This window comes from Asticcacaulis sp. DW145, assembly GCF_037101385.1.
Classification (GTDB): domain Bacteria; phylum Pseudomonadota; class Alphaproteobacteria; order Caulobacterales; family Caulobacteraceae; genus Asticcacaulis; species Asticcacaulis currens.
On the sequence record NZ_AP029024.1, the window covers coordinates 958,829 to 977,379 of the forward strand.

The 18,551-nt window shown below is 62.0% G+C and carries 22 protein-coding genes; 16 read left to right on the top strand and 6 right to left on the bottom strand.

Going from position 1 to position 18,551, the window contains the following annotated elements; translation table 11 throughout:
• The first annotated feature begins 1 nt into the window (after position 1).
• The 11 genes from AACH73_RS04430 (at position 2) to AACH73_RS04480 (ending at position 7,498) form a co-directional block, all read left to right on the top strand.
• The gene (locus tag AACH73_RS04430) at positions 2-913 is read left to right on the top strand and encodes an arginase family protein (protein WP_272740408.1); all 912 of its coding nucleotides are present in this window, start codon (positions 2-4) and stop codon (positions 911-913) included.
• On the top strand, positions 910-1,248 hold the full coding sequence (locus AACH73_RS04435; RefSeq protein WP_338735545.1) for a permease: 339 nt from the start codon (positions 910-912) through the stop codon (positions 1,246-1,248). The genes AACH73_RS04430 and AACH73_RS04435 overlap by 4 nt, the downstream gene beginning before the upstream one ends.
• A complete protein-coding gene (locus tag AACH73_RS04440) occupies positions 1,245-2,075 on the top strand; it encodes an alpha/beta fold hydrolase (RefSeq protein ID WP_272740406.1) in 831 nt (276 codons plus the stop codon). Before AACH73_RS04435 ends, AACH73_RS04440 begins: the two co-directional genes overlap by 4 nt.
• Entirely contained in the window at positions 2,068-3,168 is a 1,101-nt protein-coding gene (locus AACH73_RS04445) for a GNAT family N-acetyltransferase (protein WP_272740405.1), read from the top strand. Before AACH73_RS04440 ends, AACH73_RS04445 begins: the two co-directional genes overlap by 8 nt.
• Positions 3,165-3,551, top strand: a complete 387-nt coding sequence (locus tag AACH73_RS04450) for a hypothetical protein (RefSeq protein WP_272740404.1) — start codon at positions 3,165-3,167, stop codon at positions 3,549-3,551. Before AACH73_RS04445 ends, AACH73_RS04450 begins: the two co-directional genes overlap by 4 nt.
• Positions 3,548-4,369 (top strand): MipA/OmpV family protein, encoded by an 822-nt coding sequence (locus tag AACH73_RS04455; RefSeq protein WP_272740403.1) that lies wholly within the window; start codon positions 3,548-3,550, stop codon positions 4,367-4,369. Before AACH73_RS04450 ends, AACH73_RS04455 begins: the two co-directional genes overlap by 4 nt.
• A gap of 459 nt (positions 4,370-4,828) precedes the next feature.
• Entirely contained in the window at positions 4,829-5,080 is a 252-nt protein-coding gene (locus tag AACH73_RS04460) for a hypothetical protein (RefSeq protein WP_272740402.1), read from the top strand.
• Positions 5,081-5,142: 62 nt separating this feature from the next.
• On the top strand, positions 5,143-5,496 hold the full coding sequence (locus AACH73_RS04465; RefSeq protein ID WP_272740401.1) for an Hpt domain-containing protein: 354 nt from the start codon (positions 5,143-5,145) through the stop codon (positions 5,494-5,496).
• A gap of 117 nt (positions 5,497-5,613) precedes the next feature.
• Positions 5,614-5,937, top strand: coding sequence for a 2Fe-2S iron-sulfur cluster-binding protein (locus AACH73_RS04470; protein ID WP_272740400.1), 324 nt, complete (start codon positions 5,614-5,616; stop codon positions 5,935-5,937).
• A gap of 86 nt (positions 5,938-6,023) precedes the next feature.
• Positions 6,024-7,040: a hypothetical protein gene (locus AACH73_RS04475; RefSeq protein ID WP_272740399.1), complete on the top strand. Its 1,017-nt coding sequence runs from the start codon at positions 6,024-6,026 to the stop codon at positions 7,038-7,040.
• The gene (locus tag AACH73_RS04480; protein ID WP_338735546.1) at positions 7,040-7,498 is read left to right on the top strand and encodes an NUDIX domain-containing protein; all 459 of its coding nucleotides are present in this window, start codon (positions 7,040-7,042) and stop codon (positions 7,496-7,498) included. The genes AACH73_RS04475 and AACH73_RS04480 overlap by 1 nt, the downstream gene beginning before the upstream one ends.
• On the opposite strand, the gene AACH73_RS04485 is transcribed toward AACH73_RS04480, so the two are convergent.
• Positions 7,482-7,994, bottom strand: coding sequence for an N-acetyltransferase (locus tag AACH73_RS04485; RefSeq protein ID WP_338735547.1), 513 nt, complete (start codon positions 7,992-7,994; stop codon positions 7,482-7,484). The two genes, AACH73_RS04480 and AACH73_RS04485, sit on opposite strands and share 17 nt — an antisense overlap.
• A gap of 56 nt (positions 7,995-8,050) precedes the next feature.
• Positions 8,051-8,899 (bottom strand): SDR family oxidoreductase, encoded by an 849-nt coding sequence (locus tag AACH73_RS04490; RefSeq protein ID WP_338735548.1) that lies wholly within the window; start codon positions 8,897-8,899, stop codon positions 8,051-8,053.
• A gap of 185 nt (positions 8,900-9,084) precedes the next feature.
• Here AACH73_RS04490 and AACH73_RS04495 point away from each other — a divergent pair, with 185 nt between their 5' ends.
• On the top strand, positions 9,085-9,474 hold the full coding sequence (locus AACH73_RS04495) for a helix-turn-helix domain-containing protein (protein WP_338735549.1): 390 nt from the start codon (positions 9,085-9,087) through the stop codon (positions 9,472-9,474).
• Positions 9,475-9,512: 38 nt separating this feature from the next.
• On the opposite strand, the gene AACH73_RS04500 is transcribed toward AACH73_RS04495, so the two are convergent.
• From AACH73_RS04500 to AACH73_RS04510, 3 genes are read right to left on the bottom strand one after another with little or no spacing between them, the layout of a single operon-like run.
• Positions 9,513-10,151 (bottom strand): 2-dehydro-3-deoxy-6-phosphogalactonate aldolase, encoded by a 639-nt coding sequence (locus tag AACH73_RS04500; RefSeq protein WP_338735550.1) that lies wholly within the window; start codon positions 10,149-10,151, stop codon positions 9,513-9,515.
• Positions 10,148-11,056 carry a 2-dehydro-3-deoxygalactonokinase gene (locus AACH73_RS04505; protein WP_338735551.1) on the bottom strand — a complete coding sequence of 303 codons (909 nt, stop codon included), beginning with the start codon at positions 11,054-11,056 and terminating at the stop codon, positions 10,148-10,150. Before AACH73_RS04505 ends, AACH73_RS04500 begins: the two co-directional genes overlap by 4 nt.
• A 57-nt stretch (positions 11,057-11,113) precedes the next feature.
• Positions 11,114-11,980 carry an SMP-30/gluconolactonase/LRE family protein gene (locus AACH73_RS04510; protein WP_338735552.1) on the bottom strand — a complete coding sequence of 289 codons (867 nt, stop codon included), beginning with the start codon at positions 11,978-11,980 and terminating at the stop codon, positions 11,114-11,116.
• A 298-nt stretch (positions 11,981-12,278) separates the two neighbouring features.
• On the opposite strand from AACH73_RS04510, the gene AACH73_RS04515 reads away from it, so the two are divergent.
• The 4 genes from AACH73_RS04515 (at position 12,279) to AACH73_RS04530 (ending at position 18,236) form a co-directional block, all read left to right on the top strand.
• A complete protein-coding gene (locus tag AACH73_RS04515; RefSeq protein ID WP_272740391.1) occupies positions 12,279-13,496 on the top strand; it encodes an acetyl-CoA C-acetyltransferase in 1,218 nt (405 codons plus the stop codon).
• A 23-nt stretch (positions 13,497-13,519) separates the two neighbouring features.
• Entirely contained in the window at positions 13,520-15,742 is a 2,223-nt protein-coding gene (locus tag AACH73_RS04520; protein WP_272740390.1) for an FAD-dependent oxidoreductase, read from the top strand.
• A 175-nt stretch (positions 15,743-15,917) separates the two neighbouring features.
• On the top strand, positions 15,918-16,526 hold the full coding sequence (locus AACH73_RS04525; RefSeq protein WP_272740389.1) for a dienelactone hydrolase family protein: 609 nt from the start codon (positions 15,918-15,920) through the stop codon (positions 16,524-16,526).
• Positions 16,527-16,598: 72 nt separating this feature from the next.
• Positions 16,599-18,236: a hypothetical protein gene (locus tag AACH73_RS04530; RefSeq protein WP_338735553.1), complete on the top strand. Its 1,638-nt coding sequence runs from the start codon at positions 16,599-16,601 to the stop codon at positions 18,234-18,236.
• Here the strand turns inward: AACH73_RS04530 and AACH73_RS04535 are convergent.
• Positions 18,233-18,505 (bottom strand): BolA family protein, encoded by a 273-nt coding sequence (locus AACH73_RS04535; RefSeq protein WP_126420608.1) that lies wholly within the window; start codon positions 18,503-18,505, stop codon positions 18,233-18,235. The two genes, AACH73_RS04530 and AACH73_RS04535, sit on opposite strands and share 4 nt — an antisense overlap.
• Positions 18,506-18,551: the final 46 nt, after the last annotated feature.

An 18,551-nucleotide genomic window follows, 5' to 3' on the forward strand; every position in this document is an offset into this window, starting at 1 on the left:
AGTGACGGCGCGACTTCTTGATCTGGACGGTGCTTTCGACCTTCAGCCGGACCTTGTAGCGGAATCGGGTCGCATCGACGCGCGCGATCTGGGCCCGGCACTCAGGCTGTGGTCGCGTCCGGCGGCACTGCAAGCGCTGGATCTGAGGGTACGTGAGGCCCTGAACGGGTCGGGCCCGGCGCTGGTCTTTGCCGGTTCGGGGGATTTTCACCATGTGTCCGCCCTGCTGATCCGTCGGGCGGCCGACACGGCCCCCGAACGGCGGATGACGGTGCTGCATTTCGATAACCACCCGGATTGGGTCAGGTTTTCGCCCGGTATGCACTGCGGAAGCTGGGCGGCGAAGGTCGCGCGCTTCAGCGGTGTGCGTCAGGTCATTTCGGTAGCCATGTGCAGTCCGGATATGGAGGGCAGCGCCCGTAAGGGGGCCGACCTCAGTGTTGTGCGCGAGGGGCTTCTCACCCCGTTTCCCCTCCGCGCAGGTGCCAGGGAAGAGTGCGTCGTGGCTGGCCGTCGCATTCTCACAATTGAGACGTTAGGCGACGCCCTCTTCCTTGAGCACGTAGATCGCATGATCGGTTCGGACGATGTCTATATCACCATAGACAAGGATGTCCTGTCGCCGCTGGACGCCGTAACCAACTGGGATCAGGGCGATCTGCGCCTCAGCCGCCTGATCGGCTGGATGACGCATCTGCTGGACGGACGCCGCCTGCGTGGGGCGGATATCGTCGGGGACGCCAGCCTGCCCGTCTATGGGCCGGGATTGTTTGCCTCGGTTCTGAAGCGGGTAGAGGCGGCCATGGACCAGCCGTGGCAAGTGCAACTCGATACGGAGAGCGTGCGCATCAATGCCGCGGCCAATCGTCAGTTGCGCGACTGCCTGTTGCCGCACATCCGGAGGGCGTCATGATTTCGCTTCTGCTTCTGGGGCTGTGCATCGTCGCGGAGACGGCGCTGGAACTGTGCTACAAGCGCGCCGCCGATGCCACGGACGGCGTGGTGGCTGCGCTGCTCCATCCCCTGGCGTGGCTGGGCCTTGGCCTGTGGGCTGTGCAGGCCATTGCGTGGATTCTGGTGCTGAGGGGCCTGCCTCTGGCCGTGGCCTATCCGGTCAACTGCCTGACCTATGTCACCGTGCCTCTGGCCAGCCTTGTGGTTCTGAAAGAAAAACTGACCGCCCGGCAGGTCGGGGCCTGCGTCCTGATCGCGTCCGGCGTGGCGCTGGTGGCGGGGAGGGGCGCATGAATATGATGACGGGCGACCTGTCGCATGAGAAGACCGGACGCGATCTGGTTATTCTGGTGCACGGCCTGACCGGGATGCCGGCGGAAATGCGCTATGTGGCCAGAAAGATGGCGCAGCACGGGCTTGCCGTGGAAACCCCACTCCTGGCCGGGCATGGTCACGATTATGCGGCCCTGATCGCAACCGACTGGCGCGACTGGCTCGACAGCCTGATCCGCCTCTATGACGAAAAAGCCACGGCCTATGAGCGGGTGCATGTGGCCGGTATCTGCGTCGGTGGTCTTCTGGGCTTTATGCTGGCCCAGAAGCGTGCGATCGCCAGTTGCACCGTCTATTCGCCCTTGTTCGCCTTCGACGGCTGGGCGATGAAGGCCCATTATGCGATCATCCCGCTGGCCTGGCCGCTCATGTACCTGCCGGGGCTGCGCGCGCATGTCGTAGAGGAAAGCCATCCTTTCGGTCTCAAGGACGAACGCCTGCGCGAACTGGCGGCGACGTCTCAGGAGGCGCTGATCCCCGGCGCGCTTGAGGGTATGCCCTACAAGAGTCTGGCCGGCTCGTGGCGACTGGGTCAGGCCGTGCTGCGCGCCGCGCCGGATAACCGCACCCCGCTGACCCTCGTTCATGCCCGCGAAGATGATATCGGCAGCCTGTCCAACGCCCATCGCCTTCGGGAGGCCTCCGGTGTTTCGGCGCGCCTCGTCGTGCTGGAGAACAGCTACCACATGGTCCACGTCGATCAGGAGCGCGGTAAGGTCGTCGCGGCCACGCTTGAAGCCATTCATGCGGTTATGCCGGGGTTTGCGGAGCCGGCGTCGGATGCTTGAGGTCCGCGTTCACGACTCGCTGGCCGGGATCGCCGCCGATGACTGGGATGGCTGTTTCGACGGAGCGCTTGAGGATCATGCCTACCATCTGGCGGTTGAACGGTCCGGCCTTGCGGGGTTTCGCTTCTTCTACGTCAGTGTACTGGACGGGAAGCGGGTGGTGGGTGCCGCCCCGGCCTTCCTGACGTCCTATGACCTCGAAACGACGCTGGATCCCCCCGAACTGCGCCGCGCCCTCACGCAGATCAAGACAGTGGCCCCGTGGGTTCTGCGGGCCTCTCTGGCGGCGCTGGGCTCGCCCTGTAGCGAAAGGGCCATGCTGGGGATTGCCGATGCCTCACGGGCGCCAGAGATTGCGTGCGGCCTGCGCGACGGGTTTTTGCAGGCCGCGCGTGAGCGCGGGGGCGCGCTGATGGCGGTGAAGGATCTGGTGGAAACGGATCGTGCCCTGTGGTCACCGGTGCTGGCCGAACGTGGCTTTGGCGTGGTCTCCGGCCTGCCGATCGCCTGCCTGCCGATCGACTTTCCTGACATGGACGCCTATCTGGCGCGCCTGTCGCACGCCACGCGCAAGGACATGCGGCGCAAGCTGCGCGGCCGTGAGGGCGTGGAGGTCCGTCGTGTCACCCGCCTTGACGGTTTTGAAGAGGCGTTGATGGCTCTTTATCGCGCCACCCGCGAACGGGCCGAGATGGTGCTGGAGGAACTGACCCCCGACTATTTCCGTCGGGTGCTGAGCGCGAAGCCGGGCCGGGCCTTTTGCACGCTTTATCTAAAGGGCGATGAGCTTCTGGCCGCCAACCTGCTGCTGCACGACGACACCACCCTGATCGACAAGTTTTTCGTAATGGGCGAGGCCGGCCGCGCGCATAATCTCTACTTCGTGTCGTGGTTCGACAATATCGAGTGGTGTCTGGACAACGGCATCCGCGTTTTTCAGGCCGGGCAGGCGGCCTATGCCAACAAGCTGCGGCTGGGCTGCCAGCTTGTGCGCACCGATATGGCCTTTACCCATCGCAATGCCCTTGTGTCGCGCGTGCTGAAGCGCCTGTCGCCCCTGTTTGCCGCCGACCCGGTCGGGGATGCGGCATGACGCCCTCCCGGTCAAAATGGGCGCTTGTGCCGCTAATGATCACCCAGCCCCTGTGCGTGGCCGCCTATCAGTATCTGGCCAAGGCACTCGGTAACGGGCTGGGTCAGGGCGATGCCCTGACTCTGGCCCTGCATCTGGCGACTTCGCCGCTGTTCTGGACGCTGATCGGCGTGGAGATTATCGGGCTTCTGGCCTGGCTGGCCATACTGAACCGTCTGGACCTGGCGCGCGCCTTCCCGTTGACGGCCATTAGCTACTGTCTGGTCATCGCTATCGGCATTTTCGGTTTCCATGAACGGGTCGATCTGGCGACGGTCGGCGGCTCCGTTCTCATTCTCGCCGGTATCGGTCTTCTGGCGCGGGGTGAAAGGGGCGAGGCGTGATCGCGGCACCGGCGATGGTGACCGCGTCTTCCGTGCCGGTGGCCTGCGTGGTCGCCACCCCCGACACGGCCGGGGCCTCTCAGCGGTCATCCATGTCGTTTGAGCGCCCTGAGGCGGTCGTGCCCAAAGGACTTAGCACGCTTTTCGGAATGCGCGCCAGTGGCGATGTGGGGGTTATCTGGCGTCGCCGTCCCGCCCATATCGGAGCGGTTGAGGCGGTCAGCGACCTTTATCCCATTGTCGAACTCAGGGTCGGGGATCGCTGGCAGGTCAGTCTGGATGAGGGTGTCAGGTGGACCGCCGCCGAAAGGGGCCGCTGGCGCGTGGGGCCGGTTCTGGAATATAGGCAAGCCTATCGTGATAAGCTGCCGCGCGGCGCGCGCCCCTTGCCTGACGCGGTTGAATTTGGCGGCTTTTCCCAGTGGCAGACGGGTTTCGGCGATGTCGAACTGCGCCTGCGCCGCGCCCTGAACAGTTATCAGGGCTGGTCCGGCGACCTGTCCTATGACGCCGGAGCGCGGCTGTCGTCGCGGACCGCCATCGGCGTGGAGTTGCGCGGGGCATGGGCCGACTCCCGCTTTTCAGGCCCTTTCCTTGGCCTTCCGCCCACGCGCCGCGCCAGTTACTTTACACTGGGCAGTGAAGTCACGCTGGGGCACAGGCTCGATGAGCGGACCACGGCCTTTGTTCAGGGCAGCGCCGACCGTCTCTATGGGGACGACTGGCGCAGACCCGCGCTGAGATCGCGCCATGTGTTTACCCTGAGCCTCGGTTTCACCCGTCATTTCGGGGCGCGCGAGGCCGATAGTCTGCTGTGAACGGACGGTTTCCTTTCGGCATATCGAATGTTTATGCGCAAACCTCTATGCTTCACGCGCCGCAAAAGGTCGTTGATCCAGATCCACCTGCAACGGTCAAGCTGCGGCCCGAAGGCCCTGGTCTCTCTACGGGGCCTTCGTGCTTTTCGGGGCTTCCCCCTATCGTCCCTTTATCAGGTTCGGACTATTCTGGATTTATCGCATCGGGCTGAGGGCTTTCTCCACCTGGCCATGGACCGTCGCGAGTTTTCAACGGACGAATGCGCTCAGTCGCTTCGGCCGTTGGTATAAAGGCCCCGGGTAGAGAGACCGGGGCCTTTTTATGTTCACACGTGAGGTTTGCACGCATCGCGATTGCACGGGTATGCGAAAAAGAGTAATGACATCTGTAACAGTTTGACGCGGGGCTTCCGGCCGACACGTCACAAAAAGCTTGTCACAGAAAGTAAGCGTAAGACGATGAGCGGATATCGCCACCATGCGGCCCTTGAGGAACTGATCCGTTTTAACGACCGCCTGCGGGCCGAGGTCTGTCCCCTTAATCAGGACATCACGCCCGAAGCCTGTACGCAGGCATGGCAGCGGGCCTTGCTGGACCATGCCCAGATGGCCCGCCATCTCATTTCCGAATGTCGCATGGCCAATGTGCGGTCGGTGTTTCTGGACGGCATGGAAGCCTCCTTGCAGCGGGTTCAACCGGGGCTGAACTGAGCGCTTGTCATGCGCCGCGAAGCGCCGCACTGTGACAGGGTCATAGCAACAGAGGGGTTATCATGGCGTTTCGCGATCTGTCCGGCGCGGTCGATTTCGCACACCTTGAGGCCTATACGCTGAACGATACGACGGTTATCGAAGAGGTGCTGAACCTCTTTCGGCAGCAGGCCGAACTGTGGGCGCCGCTGCTCGATACGGGCCATCCCGGCTGGCGCGACGCGGCCCACACGCTAAAAGGGGCTGCAGCCGGGATCGGGGCCAATGCGCTTTCGTCGGCGGCCGAGGCGGCCGAACGTGGCGATGAGGCCGGGGCGGCAGGGCGTCTGGATAAGGTCAGGACGGCCCTTGATGCGGCCCTGATGGATGTCGCGGCCTATCTGCATGGACTTGAGCTAAACCGTTTAAAGAGCTGAAATCGCTTGTCGGCACCGGTCGTGGCCGCTAGAGCGCTTTTCGAAACGTGTGATGCACGTTTCGGACGAAAAGCGCGTCAAACCCCATGCGCCACCAAACCCTGATAAGGCACCCTCATGAGCGACGAACTCCATATCCTGTGCACCGACCGCGAGGGCGTGCAGCACACCCTGCCGGCCATCGAAGGCTGGCGCATCATGGAGATCATCCGCGACAACGGCCTGCCGATCAAGGCGGAATGCGGGGGTGCGCTGGAATGTGCCACCTGCCACGTCTATGTCGGCGCGGACTGGCTGCCCAAACTGATCGAAAAGTCTGACGAGGAAGAGGAAAAGCTGGACGAAGCCTTCCTTGTGAAGCGCAATTCGCGCCTGTCGTGTCAGATTTTGATGCGCGACGATCTCAATGGCCTTGAGGTCACTCTGGCACCTGAGGGATAACGCGGGTTGCCCAAGCCGCACTGGCGTTGCCGGGGTAAATCGGCTATTCGAGAGGGGAAATGACCCTTTCTCAAAGGTTTCCCCGCATGAAGACCCTTCGTTCTCTGCTGCTCACCGCTGCGGCCCTGCTTTCGGCGGGCTCGGCCTTCGCCTGGGGCCCGACCGGCCACCGCATCGTCGGCGAAGAGGCGGCACGCGCCCTGCCGACCTATATGCCGGAGTTTCTGCGCAGCACCCAAGGCATTGGCGATATCGGCTTCTATTCCAATGAGCCCGACGCCTGGAAAGGGGCGGGCAAGGTGCACGATTTCGAACGGGATTCGGCACACTTTATCGACCTCGACGACGAGGGCAAGACCCTCGCCGGTGTGCGTCTTCAGGACGTACCGGCCTCGCGCTCGGACTTTGACGCCCTTCTGCGCTCAAAGAACGTCATGCCGTGGAAGTCGGGCTATCTCAACTATGCGCTGGTCGATGCGTGGCAGCAGGTGGTCAAGGATTTCGCCTACTGGCGCGGCATGACCTACATGGAAGCGCATGAAACCGACCCCAAGCGCAAGGCGTGGCTGAAAGAGGCGATCCGCCGTCGTGAAGCCCTGACGCTGCGCGATATTGGTATCCTGTCGCACTATGTGGGCGACGCGTCTCAGCCCCTGCACCTGTCGATCCACTATAATGGCTGGGGCAAGGAGTATCCGAACCCGCAGAACTTCACTCTGGAGCCGATCCACGGGCCGCTGGAAAGCGCCTTCGTCAGCGCCAACATCAATAATGAGGACGTGCGCGCCGCCATGTCGGCCAGCGAAGCCTGCACCGATACGGCGGAACGCTGCTTCAGCGCGCGTCTGGATCGCAACTGGAAATATGTCACGCCGCTCTATGAACTGTACAAGGCGGGCGGCTTCAATGACGGCGACACGCGCGGCAAGGGCTTTATGGTCGGGCGGCTGGGGCAGGGGGCTTCGGACCTGCGCGACGCTCTGCTCGACGCCTGGCGCGAATCGAAGGCGATGGGCTTCGGCTATCCGGCCGTGACCTATGAGGACGTGGTGGCCGGGCGCGGCGATGCGTGGAAGGCCCTGCGCGGCGAAGACGACAAGTAATGCCGCTGCCCGCGCTCAATGCTTATGGCATAAAGGTGCCGGGCCTGACCTATCTGGCCCGCAGCGCGGCCTATGCGCTCATTATGCGGGATGGGCGTCTGGCCCTGATGCGGCAGGACGGTAAGCTGGACCTGCCCGGCGGCGGCATCGAGGGTGACGAAACCCCCGAAGACGCCGTGATCCGCGAATGCCGCGAAGAGGGCGGGTTCGAGGTGTCCGTGGGGGCCTTTGCGGGCGAGGTGTTGCAGTACTTTATCAATACAGACGGCAAGCCCTACGCCAACCACGCCCGCATCTATCTGGCGGACATTGTGGCAGAGCGGCCTGAAACCAAGATCGAAATGGACCACGAAACCGAGTGGCTGAGCCCGGCCGACGCCCTTCTGGCGCTGGAAAAGGACGGCTATGCGGCGGTCCTGCTTCAGGCGCTGCGCCACGATCTTATCGACGCAGAATGAACTCCAGATCGGTGGTGCCGCCGACCTTGAAACCATAGTCCCCGACGCGCGTGAAGCCATAGCTGTCATAGAGTTTCTGGGCGCGGTAGTTTTCGCTCCATACGCCGATCCACTGCGGCGCATTGCTATAACGCGCCTTGAGAAAAGCGAGCCCCATTTCCAGCAACTGCTTGCCAAGACCCAATCCCTGCGCGTCATTGCGCACGTAGAGGCGCTTGATTTCGCCCTGGGTTTGCGGGTCGGCTTCGGGGTGCGGCAGGCCGACGGGGCCGGCCTGGATATAGGCGATGGCGCGGCCCATATCGTCGCGCACGAGGCGCCAGAACTGATCGACGCCCTCAATCTCTTCGGCCAGCACCTGCGGCGCATAGGTCGCGTCCAGATAGGTCGTCAGATCCTCCGGCGGATAAAGATGGCCGAAGGTATCGGTGAAGGTGTCGCGGCCCAGTCGGGACAGGTCGTTCAGGTCTTCGCTGTGCACAGGATGAATCAACATGCACGTCTGTATAGACCGGACGGACGGCGGAGGCTACTCCGCCGCCCGCCTTGAGATTACGCTTTCAGAAGCGCCGTCAGCACCTCACGCACCGTCTTCGAGGCCTGACCGGTCAGGGTCTGCACCGTGTCCGTGACGCCGTCGAGCTGCCCGGCGCGGATGGCGGCTTCGGCCGAGGTCAGCATGTCGGCCACGAAGTCGGGCAGGCCCGCTGCCTTCAGGCCGCCGCCGAACTGTTCATCGGTGAGGGGGATCAGGCTGACCGACTTGCCGGTAAGCTCGTTGGCGATCGCCACGACGTCGCCATAGGTGAGGGCTTCGGGGCCGGTGACGGTGACGGTGCCGCCGGGGGCGTCACTAAGGGCCGCTGCCGCCGCGCGGGCGGCGTCTTCGCGCGCTACATAGGCCACGCGGCCTTCGGGCGCAGAGGTATAGAACTGACCGGTTTCCAGCGCGTGCGGCAGGCTCATCATCAGGTTGTCGATGTACCAGTTGTTGCGCAGGATCGTATGGGCGATCCCGGACGCCTTGATCGCCTGTTCGGTGCCGTAGTGATCCGGGGCGAAGCTGATCTTGTTGCCCGGCTCGGCATTGGGCAGGGAGGTATAGACGATGTGCTGAACGCCCGCCACCTTGGCGGCGTCGATGGCGGCGGTGTGTTGTTTCAGACGCTGACCCGGCACAGCGAGGGCGTCGGTCGAGATGATCAGCACGCGGTCCACGCCTGTGAAGGCCGCAACGAGGGTGTCGGGCTGGTCAAAATCGGCGGTGCGGGTGGCAAAAGGCGTGTTCAGCTTCGACGGGTCGCGCGAGGCGGCGATGACGGTGTGCGGGCTGTTTTCGAGCGCCTTCAGGACAAGCTGACCCAGTTGGCCCGAAGCGCCGGTGACGAGGATGGTGGACATGAGATGGTCCTTTCTCTATATATATCACATTAGTCTCAAAACGAGATCATGTGCAAAATAGGAAGTTTTGTGCCCCTGTAAAGACGGCACTATTTCGGGAGATAGGGATGAAAAGGGAACCATTGGCGCGCAGCCCAAAACGTGGGAACCGGTTGTTGGACTCGGTTGCGCGCCCCCTCAGAATCGTGAGCGCGGAAGAACCGACGATTACCGAGGCCGTTCTCAATGCCGGGTTCGATATATCGACATGCCCGGTACGTGATGTGATGGACCATATTGGCGGCAAGTGGTCGAGCCTGCTGCTGCTGGTGCTCTCGACCAAACCGCACCGTTTCGGGGAACTGAAGCGCGCCGTGCCGGATATTTCACAAAGGATGCTGACCCAGACCCTGCGCGATCTGCAACGCGACGGCTACATCAGCCGACACGTCTTCGCCACCGTGCCGCCCAGCGTCGAATATCGCCTGACGCCGCTGGGGGAGTCGCTGATGCCCGCCCTGACAGCACTGGTGGCTTGGGCAGTGGATAATCACCCGCGCATTGCCGAAGCGCGTCAGACCTTCGACGCCGCATGAAAAACCCCTCTCCTTTAAAAAGGAGAGGGGTTTGTGGCTTAGGCCTTTAAGGCGTTCCAGGCGTCCACAAAGGCCGTGGCCGTGGCGTGGACGATTTCCGGCGTGTCGCCGGGCTTATAGACGCTGGAGCCGATGCCGAAGCCGGCGGCACCGGCGGCCACAAACTCCTTCATATTGCCGGGCTCGACGCCACCGACCGGGAAGACCGGCAGGCTGCGCGGCAGCACGGCCTTGACGGCCTTCAGGCCCTTGGGGCCGGCCAGTTCGGCGGGGAACAGCTTAAGCGCGTCAGCACCCGCGTCGATAGCCGCAAAGGCTTCGGTCGGGGTGAAGAAAGCCGGGAAGGAGATCAGGCCCAGCGCCTTAGCAAAGCGGATGATTTCGGGATTGGTGTTCGGCGAAATGCAGATCTGCCCGCCCACATCGTGCAGCTTTTGCACGTCGTCCAGCTTCAACACCGTGCCCGCGCCGACAATGGCCTTGTCGCCCAGATGCGCGGCCAGCTTTTCGATGGAGACAAAGGGCTGCGGCGAGTTGAGCGGCACCTCAACCACCTTGAAGCCGGCGCTGATCAGGGCGTCGCCGACGTCCAGCGCTTCATCGGGACCGAGGCCGCGCAGGATGGCGACCAGCGGCAGGGTAGCCAGCGTGTCCTGCCAGCGTTGGGTAAGGGTCATTTGGAACTCCGGAGCTTGTGAATCGCCCAAAGGCCTGATTCAGAGGCGGCATTGCCGTCGAAGCGGGTCACGTCGGTGAAGCCGGCGAAGGCCAGCGCCTTTTCGTAGAGATCGACCAGCGCGCCGTCGCCGACCAGTCGCACCGGGCTCTTGCCGTGGCGCTCCAGCTCGGCGACGATTTCCGCGCCGATCAGTATGCCCGACAGATAGGTCGCCAGATGCTCCGGCGCGATGTGGTTAAACAGGGCCTCGGTGCGCACCGAGAAGATGACCGACAGGAAGGCGCGGTTATACATACCGCGCTCAACGCCTTTCAGGAACACCTCTTCGTTGTCGGTGCTGTTTTCCATCAAAAGGCCAAGGATAGAATGAGCCTTGAGCACCTGGAACATTTCACCCGTCATGTGGGTCGAGAAGGACTCGACCTTGCCGCCGCGCACCAGCGCCCACTTGGAATGGGTGCCGGGCAGGACGAAGAAGCCGTCGGACGGATCGGACTGAAGAATGCCGAAAATCTGGGTTTCCTCGCCGCGCATGACGTTGAGCAGGCCCGTGCCGGGGCTTTCGGCGAACAGGCCGGGGACGATGGCGACGTCCAGCTCGGACGGGGCCTTGACGAGGCCGTCGGCGAGGGTTTGCAGGCTGGCCGGGCAGGCGGCGTAGGGGGCTTCGACCCAGCCCTGACGCGAACCCACCATGCCGGACAGCAGAAAGGGCAGGTGCTCCAGACCGGCGAAATCGTTTTTCAGCACGCTGAGGAGCGCCTGTTCAAAGCTCAGGACGCCGAGGTTTTTCAGGCCGATATTGGCGGCGTGACGGGCGATGACCTGACCGGCCTCATCATAGAGGAACAGGCGGAAATTGGTGGTGCCCCAGTCGGCGGCGATCAGCGAAGGTGTGGTCATGGCTTTTCCTGAAATCTCCTCCCCTGCGTGGCGAAGAGAGGTGGCGGCTGGGTGTTCCTACCCCCTGAACTTTTGCGGTTCAAGGCCGGTATGGCCCCGCAACAGTTCACTTGGGATTTCAAACAAAGTCCCCGCTTCACGATCATCGGGTTGATCGACGGCAGCGGAGGTGACGAAGGCGCGGTCCAGTGCGTCACCGGCGAAGCAGATATTGGTGATCTGTTTGGCAGGCAGGGCGATCGAAAAATCGAGCGCGCCGTCCGGCGTAAAGCGGCTGACCTTCCCACCGCCCCAGTGCGCGATCCAGATGCCGCCCTGCGCGTCGGTGGTCATGCCGTCGGGCGACCCCCAGTCGTCGGGGAAGTGCACAAACAGCCGCTTGTTGACCGCTTCACCGTCTATGATGTCGAAGACGAAGACGTCGTTTTCGCCTGAGTCGGTGTGATAGATTTTGGTATGATCGGGCGAGAAGGTCGGGCCATTGGCCACCTGATACGGGCCATCCACCTCGATGTGGCTGAGATCGGTATTCAGGCGGTACAGGGCCCCGGACTTTTTTTCCTGCGGCTTGTGCATCGAGCCGGCCCAGATGCGGCCCTGATCGTCGGCCTTGGCGTCGTTCAGACGATTACCCGGCTCGTGCGGGAAGGGATTGAGAAGGTGCTTGAGGATGAAGGGCTCAAGGCTCAGTTCGTGAAAGCCGCTCATCAGGCCCGCGATAAAACCGCCCTTTTCGCGCTCAATCACCCAGCCGATATGATCGGGAAAGTACCAGGTCTTTTCCGACCCGTCGGCCAGATAAAAGGCGTGCAGACGATTGCCCAGAATGTCCACCCAATAGACGCACGCGTCGCGGCGCGACCACAACAGGCCTTCACCCAGAGCGGCCCCCGGTTTGGAGCGGCGAAGAATAGCATCGGTCATGGGGTTCCTCCGGTTTTTATGTGGCCTCACCTTTCAGGGACTATAGAAATCCGGGCCGGGCGTCAACTTTGTATGACAAATAAGCCTCTCTGGTGAAGAGTCACAAGGCCTTCGTCATCAAGGAATAATGCTGTGTCAAATCAGCGCGCTACGAAAAAGTCTCGCGAATGTTACCTTACGTCTATCTTGACGTTTGCGTAAAGCGGGCGCAAGTAAGCAGCACCATGCGCGCATCCCCCCGAACGTGTGAAGCGGTATTCAGGATGCGCGATCAAAAACAAAACTCAGGAGGATGGCAATGGCCAGCTTAAGCCCAGGCGCCTATATTTACGACGCGGTGCGCACGCCGCGCGGCAAAGGCAAGAAGGACGGCAGCCTGCACGAAATCACGGCGCTGGACCTGTCGCGGCAGGTGCTCAAGGGGCTGAAGGACCGCAACGGTCTCGATACGGCACTAGTCGATGATGTGGCCTTTGGCTGCGTGACCCCGGTGGGCGAGCAGGGCGGTGATATCGCCCGTGCGGCGGTGCTGGCGGCGGGCTATGCGGAAACGACCGGCGGCATTCAGGTCAACCGCTTCTGCGCCTCGGGCCTTGAGGCCATCAATATCGCGGCCGGTAAGGTCATTTCGGGCGAGGCCACCATGGCTATTGGCGGCGGCGTCGAAGCCATGAGTCGCGTCCCGATGGGCTCAGACGGCGGGGCGTGGGCCATCGACGTCAATGCCGCCTTCCCGACCTATTTCGTGCCGCAGGGCGTGTCCGCCGACATGATCGCCACCAAGTGGGGCTTTTCGCGCAACGACGTCGATGCCTACGCCGTCGAATCGCATAAGCGTTCGGCGCAGTCCTGGGCCGAAGGGCGCTTTAAAAAGTCGATCCTGCCGGTGAAGGATCAGATGGGCGTCACCCGTCTCGATCACGACGAAACCATCCGCCCCAATACGGATATGCAAACGCTGGGCGGCCTCAACCCGTCCTTCGCCATGATGGGCGAAATGGCCTTCGATGCGGTGATCAATCAGCGCTATCCCGAAATCGAGCGCGTCAATCACGTGCATACACCGGGCAATTCGTCGGCCATCGTCGATGGCGCCGCGGCTGTCCTGATCGGCTCGGCCGAAGCCGCTGCCCTTTCGGGGCTCAAGCCGCGCGCCCGCATCAAGGGCATGGCCTCCATCGGCTCTGAGCCGTCGATCATGCTGACCGGGCCATCCTTTGCCACGGAAAAGGTGCTGAAAAAGCTCGGCATGAGCGTGTCGGATATCGACCTTTACGAACTGAACGAAGCCTTTGCCTCGGTGGTGCTGCGCTACATGCAGGCGCTCGATATTCCGCATGACAAGATCAATGTCTGCGGCGGCGCTATCGCCATGGGGCACCCGCTGGGGGCCACGGGTGCCATGATCTTCGGCACCGTGCTCGATGAGCTGGAGCGCACGGGCAAGGAAACGGCACTGGTCACGCTGTGCGTCGGCGGTGGCATGGCTACGGCCACGGTCATCGAGCGGATTTAAGAACAGTCGAGGGAGAAAACACAATGGAATGCTTCAAAACCGAACTCGACGCCGATGGCATCCTGCTCTGCACCTTCGACGTGCCGGGCAAGACCATGAACACCTTTACCAAGCAGGCCTTGGCCGACCTGCTGGCTATTGCTGAGCGCGCCAAAACCGACGCCGAGGTCAAGGGCATGGTGATCACGTCGGGCAAGACGACCGGCTTCTGCGCCGGGGCTGACCTCGAAGAAATGCTGGGCGGTGCGTGGGAAGCCAAATCCGATCCTAGCGATCCCGAAGGCGCGCTGAAGGCCGGTTTCGCCGCCGCCTTTGAGATGAACCGCGTCTATCGCCAGCTTGAAACCTGCGGCAAGCCGGTGGCGGTGGCGCTTAACGGGTTGGCGCTGGGCGGCGGTCTGGAACTGGCGCTCGCCTGTCATTATCGCGTGCTGAATGACGGCCCCAAGACGCAGGTGGGCCTGCCGGAAATCAAGATCGGTCTTTTCCCCGGCGGCGGCGGCTCGCAACGCCTGACGCGCCTGATCGGGGCGCAGGCGGCGCTGATGGCCATGTCGGAAGGCAAGAGCTTCAAGCCGAAGGACGCCCTGTCTGCCGGTATCGTGCACGAGGTGGTGCCGGTCGGTCAGGAGGTCGAGGCGGCCAAAACCTGGATCAGGACCAAAGGCGATCCGGTCGCCCTGTGGGACAAGAAGGATTACAAGATTCCCGGCGGCGGCCCCTACCATCCGGCGGGTGCGCAAATCTTCATCATGGCCAATGCCCTGCTGCGCAAGCAGTCCTATGGCAACTATCCCGCCGTGGTGAACCTGATGCGCGCCGTTTACGAAGGCCTGCAACTGCCGTTCGACAGCGCCATCAAGGTCGAAAGCCGCTACTTCGTCAACACCCTGCAAACCCCGCAGGCCAAGGCGATGATCCGCACCTTCTTCTTCTCCATGCAGCAACTGGGCAAGGGCTCCGGCCGCCCGGCGGGCGTGGAAAAGACCGACCCGAAACAGGTCGCCGTTCTCGGCGCCGGCATGATGGGGGCGGGGATTGCCTATGTGTCGGCGCAGGCCGGTATCCGCGTCATCCTGATCGACCGTGACGACGCAGCCGCGTCGAAGGGAAAATCTCACTGCGAGTCCCTTGTCAAAAAGGCCGTATCGCGCGGCAAGATGACTCAGGAAAAGGCGCAGGCCCTGCTCGACCTGATCGTGCCGACCTCAGACTATACGCAGATTGCCGGTTCCGATCTGGTGGTCGAAGCGGTGTTTGAAAACACCGAACTGAAAGAAAAGGTCACCAAGGACGCCGAGGCCCAGCTCTATACGGGCGATAAGGCCGAAACGGCGATCTTTGGCACCAATACCTCGACCATCCCCATTTCGCTGCTGGCCAAGGCTTCGGTCGATGCCTCTAAATTCATCGGCATTCACTTCTTCTCGCCGGTGGACAAGATGATGCTGGTCGAAATTATCCGCGGCAAGGAAACCTCGGACGAGACTCTGGCCAAGGCCATCGACTACGTGCTGAAGATCCGCAAGACGCCGATCGTCGTCAATGACGCGCGCTTCTTCTACGCCAACCGCTGCTTCATCCCGTTCACCGCCGAAGGCCTGCACCTGTGGGCCGAAGGCTATGCCCCGGCCCTGATCGACAATGTCGGCCGCGCCACGGGGATGCCGCGCGGGCCTCTGGAGATGATGGACGATGTGGCGCTCGACCTGCTGGTCAAGATCACCTCCGAAACCGCCAAGGCTATGGGCGATGCCTATGTGCCCATCCCCGGCGAAAAAGAGGTGGCGCAGATGGTCGCCGACGGGCGTCTGGGGCGCAAGAATGGCAAGGGCTTCTACGACTATCCGGAAGCGGGCGGTAACAAGAGCCTGTGGCCGGGCCTGTCGGACAAGTTCGCGCCCACCATCACCGACTCGACGCCGGAACTGGCTGAAGATATCCGCAAGCGCCTGCTGTATATTCAGGCGGTGACGGCGGCGCGCTGCTTCGAAGAGGGCGTCATCAGCGATCCGCGCGAAGCCGATGTCGGCTCGATCCTCGGCTGGGGCTTTGCGCCGTGGTCGGGCGGGATCGTCTCTCTGATCGACGCCATCGGGACGGCGAAGTTTGTCGAGGAACTGGACGAACTGACGGCCAAATACGGTGACCGCTTTGCCCCGCCGCAATTGCTGCGCGACATGGCGGCGAAGGGCGAAACCTTCTATGGCCGGTTTGGGAAGACAGATGCGGCGAAGGCGGCGTAAGCGTCTGTCGCCCTTCGCATTCTGGTTGCGCTATCGCTTCGCTATTTGAGCGCGGGGCGAAACCTTCTATGGCCGGTTTTGAAAGACAGATGCGGCGAAGGCGGCGTAAGCGGTCTCAAAAAAGTTGGTTGAAAGAGGGGGCCATTCAGGCTCCCTCTTTTGCTTTGGGAGAGGCGTGTTGAAACATCTGGTGATCTTTTTGCACGGCGTCGGTTCGTGCGGTGCGGACATGATCGGCCTGGGGCGGCACTGGGCTGAGGCCCTGCCGGACACAGGGTTTGCGGCGCCTGACGGCCCTGATCCGTTCGATATGTATGCGCAGGCCAGCGGGCGGCAGTGGTTTTCGGTCAAGGGCGTGACGGAGGACAACCGCGCGCAACGCCTTGTCGAGGCGCGTGAGGCCTTTGATGCGACCCTGCACGCCGTCATGGCCGAACGCGGCATAGACGATCCGGCGCAGGTGGTGCTGGTTGGCTTTTCGCAAGGGTCGATCATGGCGCTTGATGCCGTGGTCAGCGGACGTTGGCCCGTGGCGGCGGTGGTCGCCTATTCCGGTCGCCTGTCGTCACCTGTGCCGTGGACGCCTGCGCCCACGCCGATCCGGCTGGTGCACGGCGATCAGGACGAGGTGATCCCTTTTGCCGAAACCCTTGAGGCGGCTGAGCGCCTGACCGCTGCGGGCGTAAGCGCTGACGCTCACATTCTCAAAGGACTAGGCCACAGTATCAATGCGCCGGGTTCGCGTCTGGGGCGCGATTTTCTGAGATTGTCACTCTTAAGTTAATCGCCCGATCTGTATTTGCTTTGCAATAAACCTGCGTTAACCTTCTTCTTACGGATCGTTGGCCAGGGGGGTATGATGAGGCGCAAGCAGACAAAGACCGACAGTACCAAGGTGCCACCCAAGGTTAAGACGCCGAAGCCTGCGCGTAAGACCGACCGGCGCAAGTCGTGGTCGGCCTATATTGATGATGCCGATCGCTATGGCTTCTTCAAGCTGAAAAACACCACGTTGCGCACCATGGAAGAGGGGCAGTACGAGCAGATCATCGAGGACGATACGCGCTGGCAAAGCCTGCGCGAACGTATGGACGCGGATTTTACCCATTCGCTGGAAATGTTTCCGTTTTCTGAACGTCTCGACGACAAGAGCCAGAATATCCAGAACTGGATTGAGCGCTATACGGCTCATATTAGCAATCTGCTGATGTGGTGCCTGCGTGCCTTCCGGCTGACCGCAATTTCCTTGCCGCAACGCTACTATGCCATTACGCGCCTGAATATCGAGGATCGCTTCCCCGGTGGGCGTGCCAGCGGCGACCCCGGCGATGGTGATATCCGCGACATGCTGGCGGCCTTTCGCCAGAGCTTTCGTGAGAATCTCGCCTTCTATATTCTCAAAAAGCGGCAATATCAGTTCGCCGTCACGGTTTGTTTTGCGCTTGCTTCAGCCTCTTTGCTGTTTTTCTTCAGCAACATCAACGCGCTACTTACTCAACTCGTGACGGTTCCGTTTCAAAACCAGCTACCCCAGGGCCATGTGATCGACATGTCGCCGGTAACGCCGCTGCTTGTAGCAGCCCTGATAATCGGATTTTACCGTTTCGGGCGCTGGTTTTATATCCGGGAGTCGCGCAACCTGTTCGACTTCTATAATAACTCCCAAACGGAGTCGTGTAAGACGCTCGACAAACAGGCGGCGCTCCGCACCAAGAATTTGAAAAATCTGATCACCACCATGGCCGCACGTCTGGGCAAGGACTCGACCTCGGTGCTCAAGGGCGGCGCGGCGCGGTCGGAAGAAACCAATTCCCGCTGGCCGGAATTGGCATACCGCTGGACGTTGCTGATCTACTGGCTGGGGCGGCGGATGGAGAATGTTGAACGCTACACCCAGCTTCAAATCTGGCTGGTGCGCCGCACCCATTACTTTTACCGCATCGTGGCGACGACCAGCAATCATCTGGTCACCGGTCTGGTCATGGGCGTCATCGCCCTGTGCGGGGCGGCCGTGGCGGGACGCCTCGTCTTTTCGCGCGTAGACGTGCAGGGCGTGATAGATACGATTGTCGCCCCGGCCTGGGCGTGGGTGGCCGCTATAGTGGCGGATATCGCGCAGAGGTTGGGGCTGGGGCACTGGCGAATGCCGGAACTATCCCTGCATGTTGCGTCTACCTCGGCTAAGACATCGGTCCTGCCGGATATCCATAGCGTCTTGGCCTATCTGAGCGAGCAAGGCATCTATGACAATACCATGCTGGGCCTTTACCTGCTGTGCTGCCTGTTTGCGCTGGTGCTGGCGGTGCGCTTCAATCTGAAGGTCAGCCGCCTGTCTACCGACGAATGGAACACCTCTCTGGAACTGATCCAGCAAAATCTGGACGTCGCCAACTGGGACCGCTTCCACAGCGTCAACCTGCATCACCTGCTGGCCGATCAGGTGCGCAACGACAAGAAGGTCATCCTGCGCCGGGAGGACTGGGTACAGCGCTAAGCCTCTTCCGGCGTCAGGGTCTGCATCGACAGGGCGTGGACGGGGCCGCTCAGTTCCTCACGCAGGGCCGCATTGACGGCGCGTTGACGGGCGACGCGGCTCTGCCCGCGAAACGCCTCGGAGACGATCAGGACGGAAAAGTGACTTTCGCCCCCTTCACGCGCGCCCGAATGCCCTTTATGCTTGTCGCTATCGTCCGTCACCTCCAGACGAAGCGGGGCGAAGGCCGCCGTCAGTTTGGTCTCGATGGTCTCGCGTGTTTTACCCATAATTTAACCTCATAAGGGCTTTATAGAGGCCCGACTCCGACCTATA

Bases quoted from the DNA above. Each gene is read 5' to 3' on its own strand.
- AACH73_RS04435 (WP_338735545.1), top strand. From the start codon at position 910: ATGATTTCGCTTCTGCTTCTGGGGCTGTGCATCGTCGCGGAGACGGCG.
- AACH73_RS04440 (WP_272740406.1), top strand. From the start codon at position 1,245: ATGAATATGATGACGGGCGACCTGTCGCATGAGAAGACCGGACGCGAT.
- AACH73_RS04445 (WP_272740405.1), top strand. From the start codon at position 2,068: ATGCTTGAGGTCCGCGTTCACGACTCGCTGGCCGGGATCGCCGCCGAT.
- AACH73_RS04450 (WP_272740404.1), top strand. From the start codon at position 3,165: ATGACGCCCTCCCGGTCAAAATGGGCGCTTGTGCCGCTAATGATCACC.
- AACH73_RS04460 (WP_272740402.1), top strand. From the start codon at position 4,829: ATGAGCGGATATCGCCACCATGCGGCCCTTGAGGAACTGATCCGTTTT.
- AACH73_RS04465 (WP_272740401.1), top strand. From the start codon at position 5,143: ATGGCGTTTCGCGATCTGTCCGGCGCGGTCGATTTCGCACACCTTGAG.
- AACH73_RS04470 (WP_272740400.1), top strand. From the start codon at position 5,614: ATGAGCGACGAACTCCATATCCTGTGCACCGACCGCGAGGGCGTGCAG.
- AACH73_RS04475 (WP_272740399.1), top strand. From the start codon at position 6,024: ATGAAGACCCTTCGTTCTCTGCTGCTCACCGCTGCGGCCCTGCTTTCG.
- AACH73_RS04480 (WP_338735546.1), top strand. From the start codon at position 7,040: ATGCCGCTGCCCGCGCTCAATGCTTATGGCATAAAGGTGCCGGGCCTG.
- AACH73_RS04485 (WP_338735547.1), bottom strand. From the start codon at position 7,994: ATGTTGATTCATCCTGTGCACAGCGAAGACCTGAACGACCTGTCCCGA.
- AACH73_RS04490 (WP_338735548.1), bottom strand. From the start codon at position 8,899: ATGTCCACCATCCTCGTCACCGGCGCTTCGGGCCAACTGGGTCAGCTT.
- AACH73_RS04500 (WP_338735550.1), bottom strand. From the start codon at position 10,151: ATGACCCTTACCCAACGCTGGCAGGACACGCTGGCTACCCTGCCGCTG.
- AACH73_RS04505 (WP_338735551.1), bottom strand. From the start codon at position 11,056: ATGACCACACCTTCGCTGATCGCCGCCGACTGGGGCACCACCAATTTC.
- AACH73_RS04510 (WP_338735552.1), bottom strand. From the start codon at position 11,980: ATGACCGATGCTATTCTTCGCCGCTCCAAACCGGGGGCCGCTCTGGGT.
- AACH73_RS04515 (WP_272740391.1), top strand. From the start codon at position 12,279: ATGGCCAGCTTAAGCCCAGGCGCCTATATTTACGACGCGGTGCGCACG.
- AACH73_RS04520 (WP_272740390.1), top strand. From the start codon at position 13,520: ATGGAATGCTTCAAAACCGAACTCGACGCCGATGGCATCCTGCTCTGC.
- AACH73_RS04530 (WP_338735553.1), top strand. From the start codon at position 16,599: ATGATGAGGCGCAAGCAGACAAAGACCGACAGTACCAAGGTGCCACCC.
- AACH73_RS04535 (WP_126420608.1), bottom strand. From the start codon at position 18,505: ATGGGTAAAACACGCGAGACCATCGAGACCAAACTGACGGCGGCCTTC.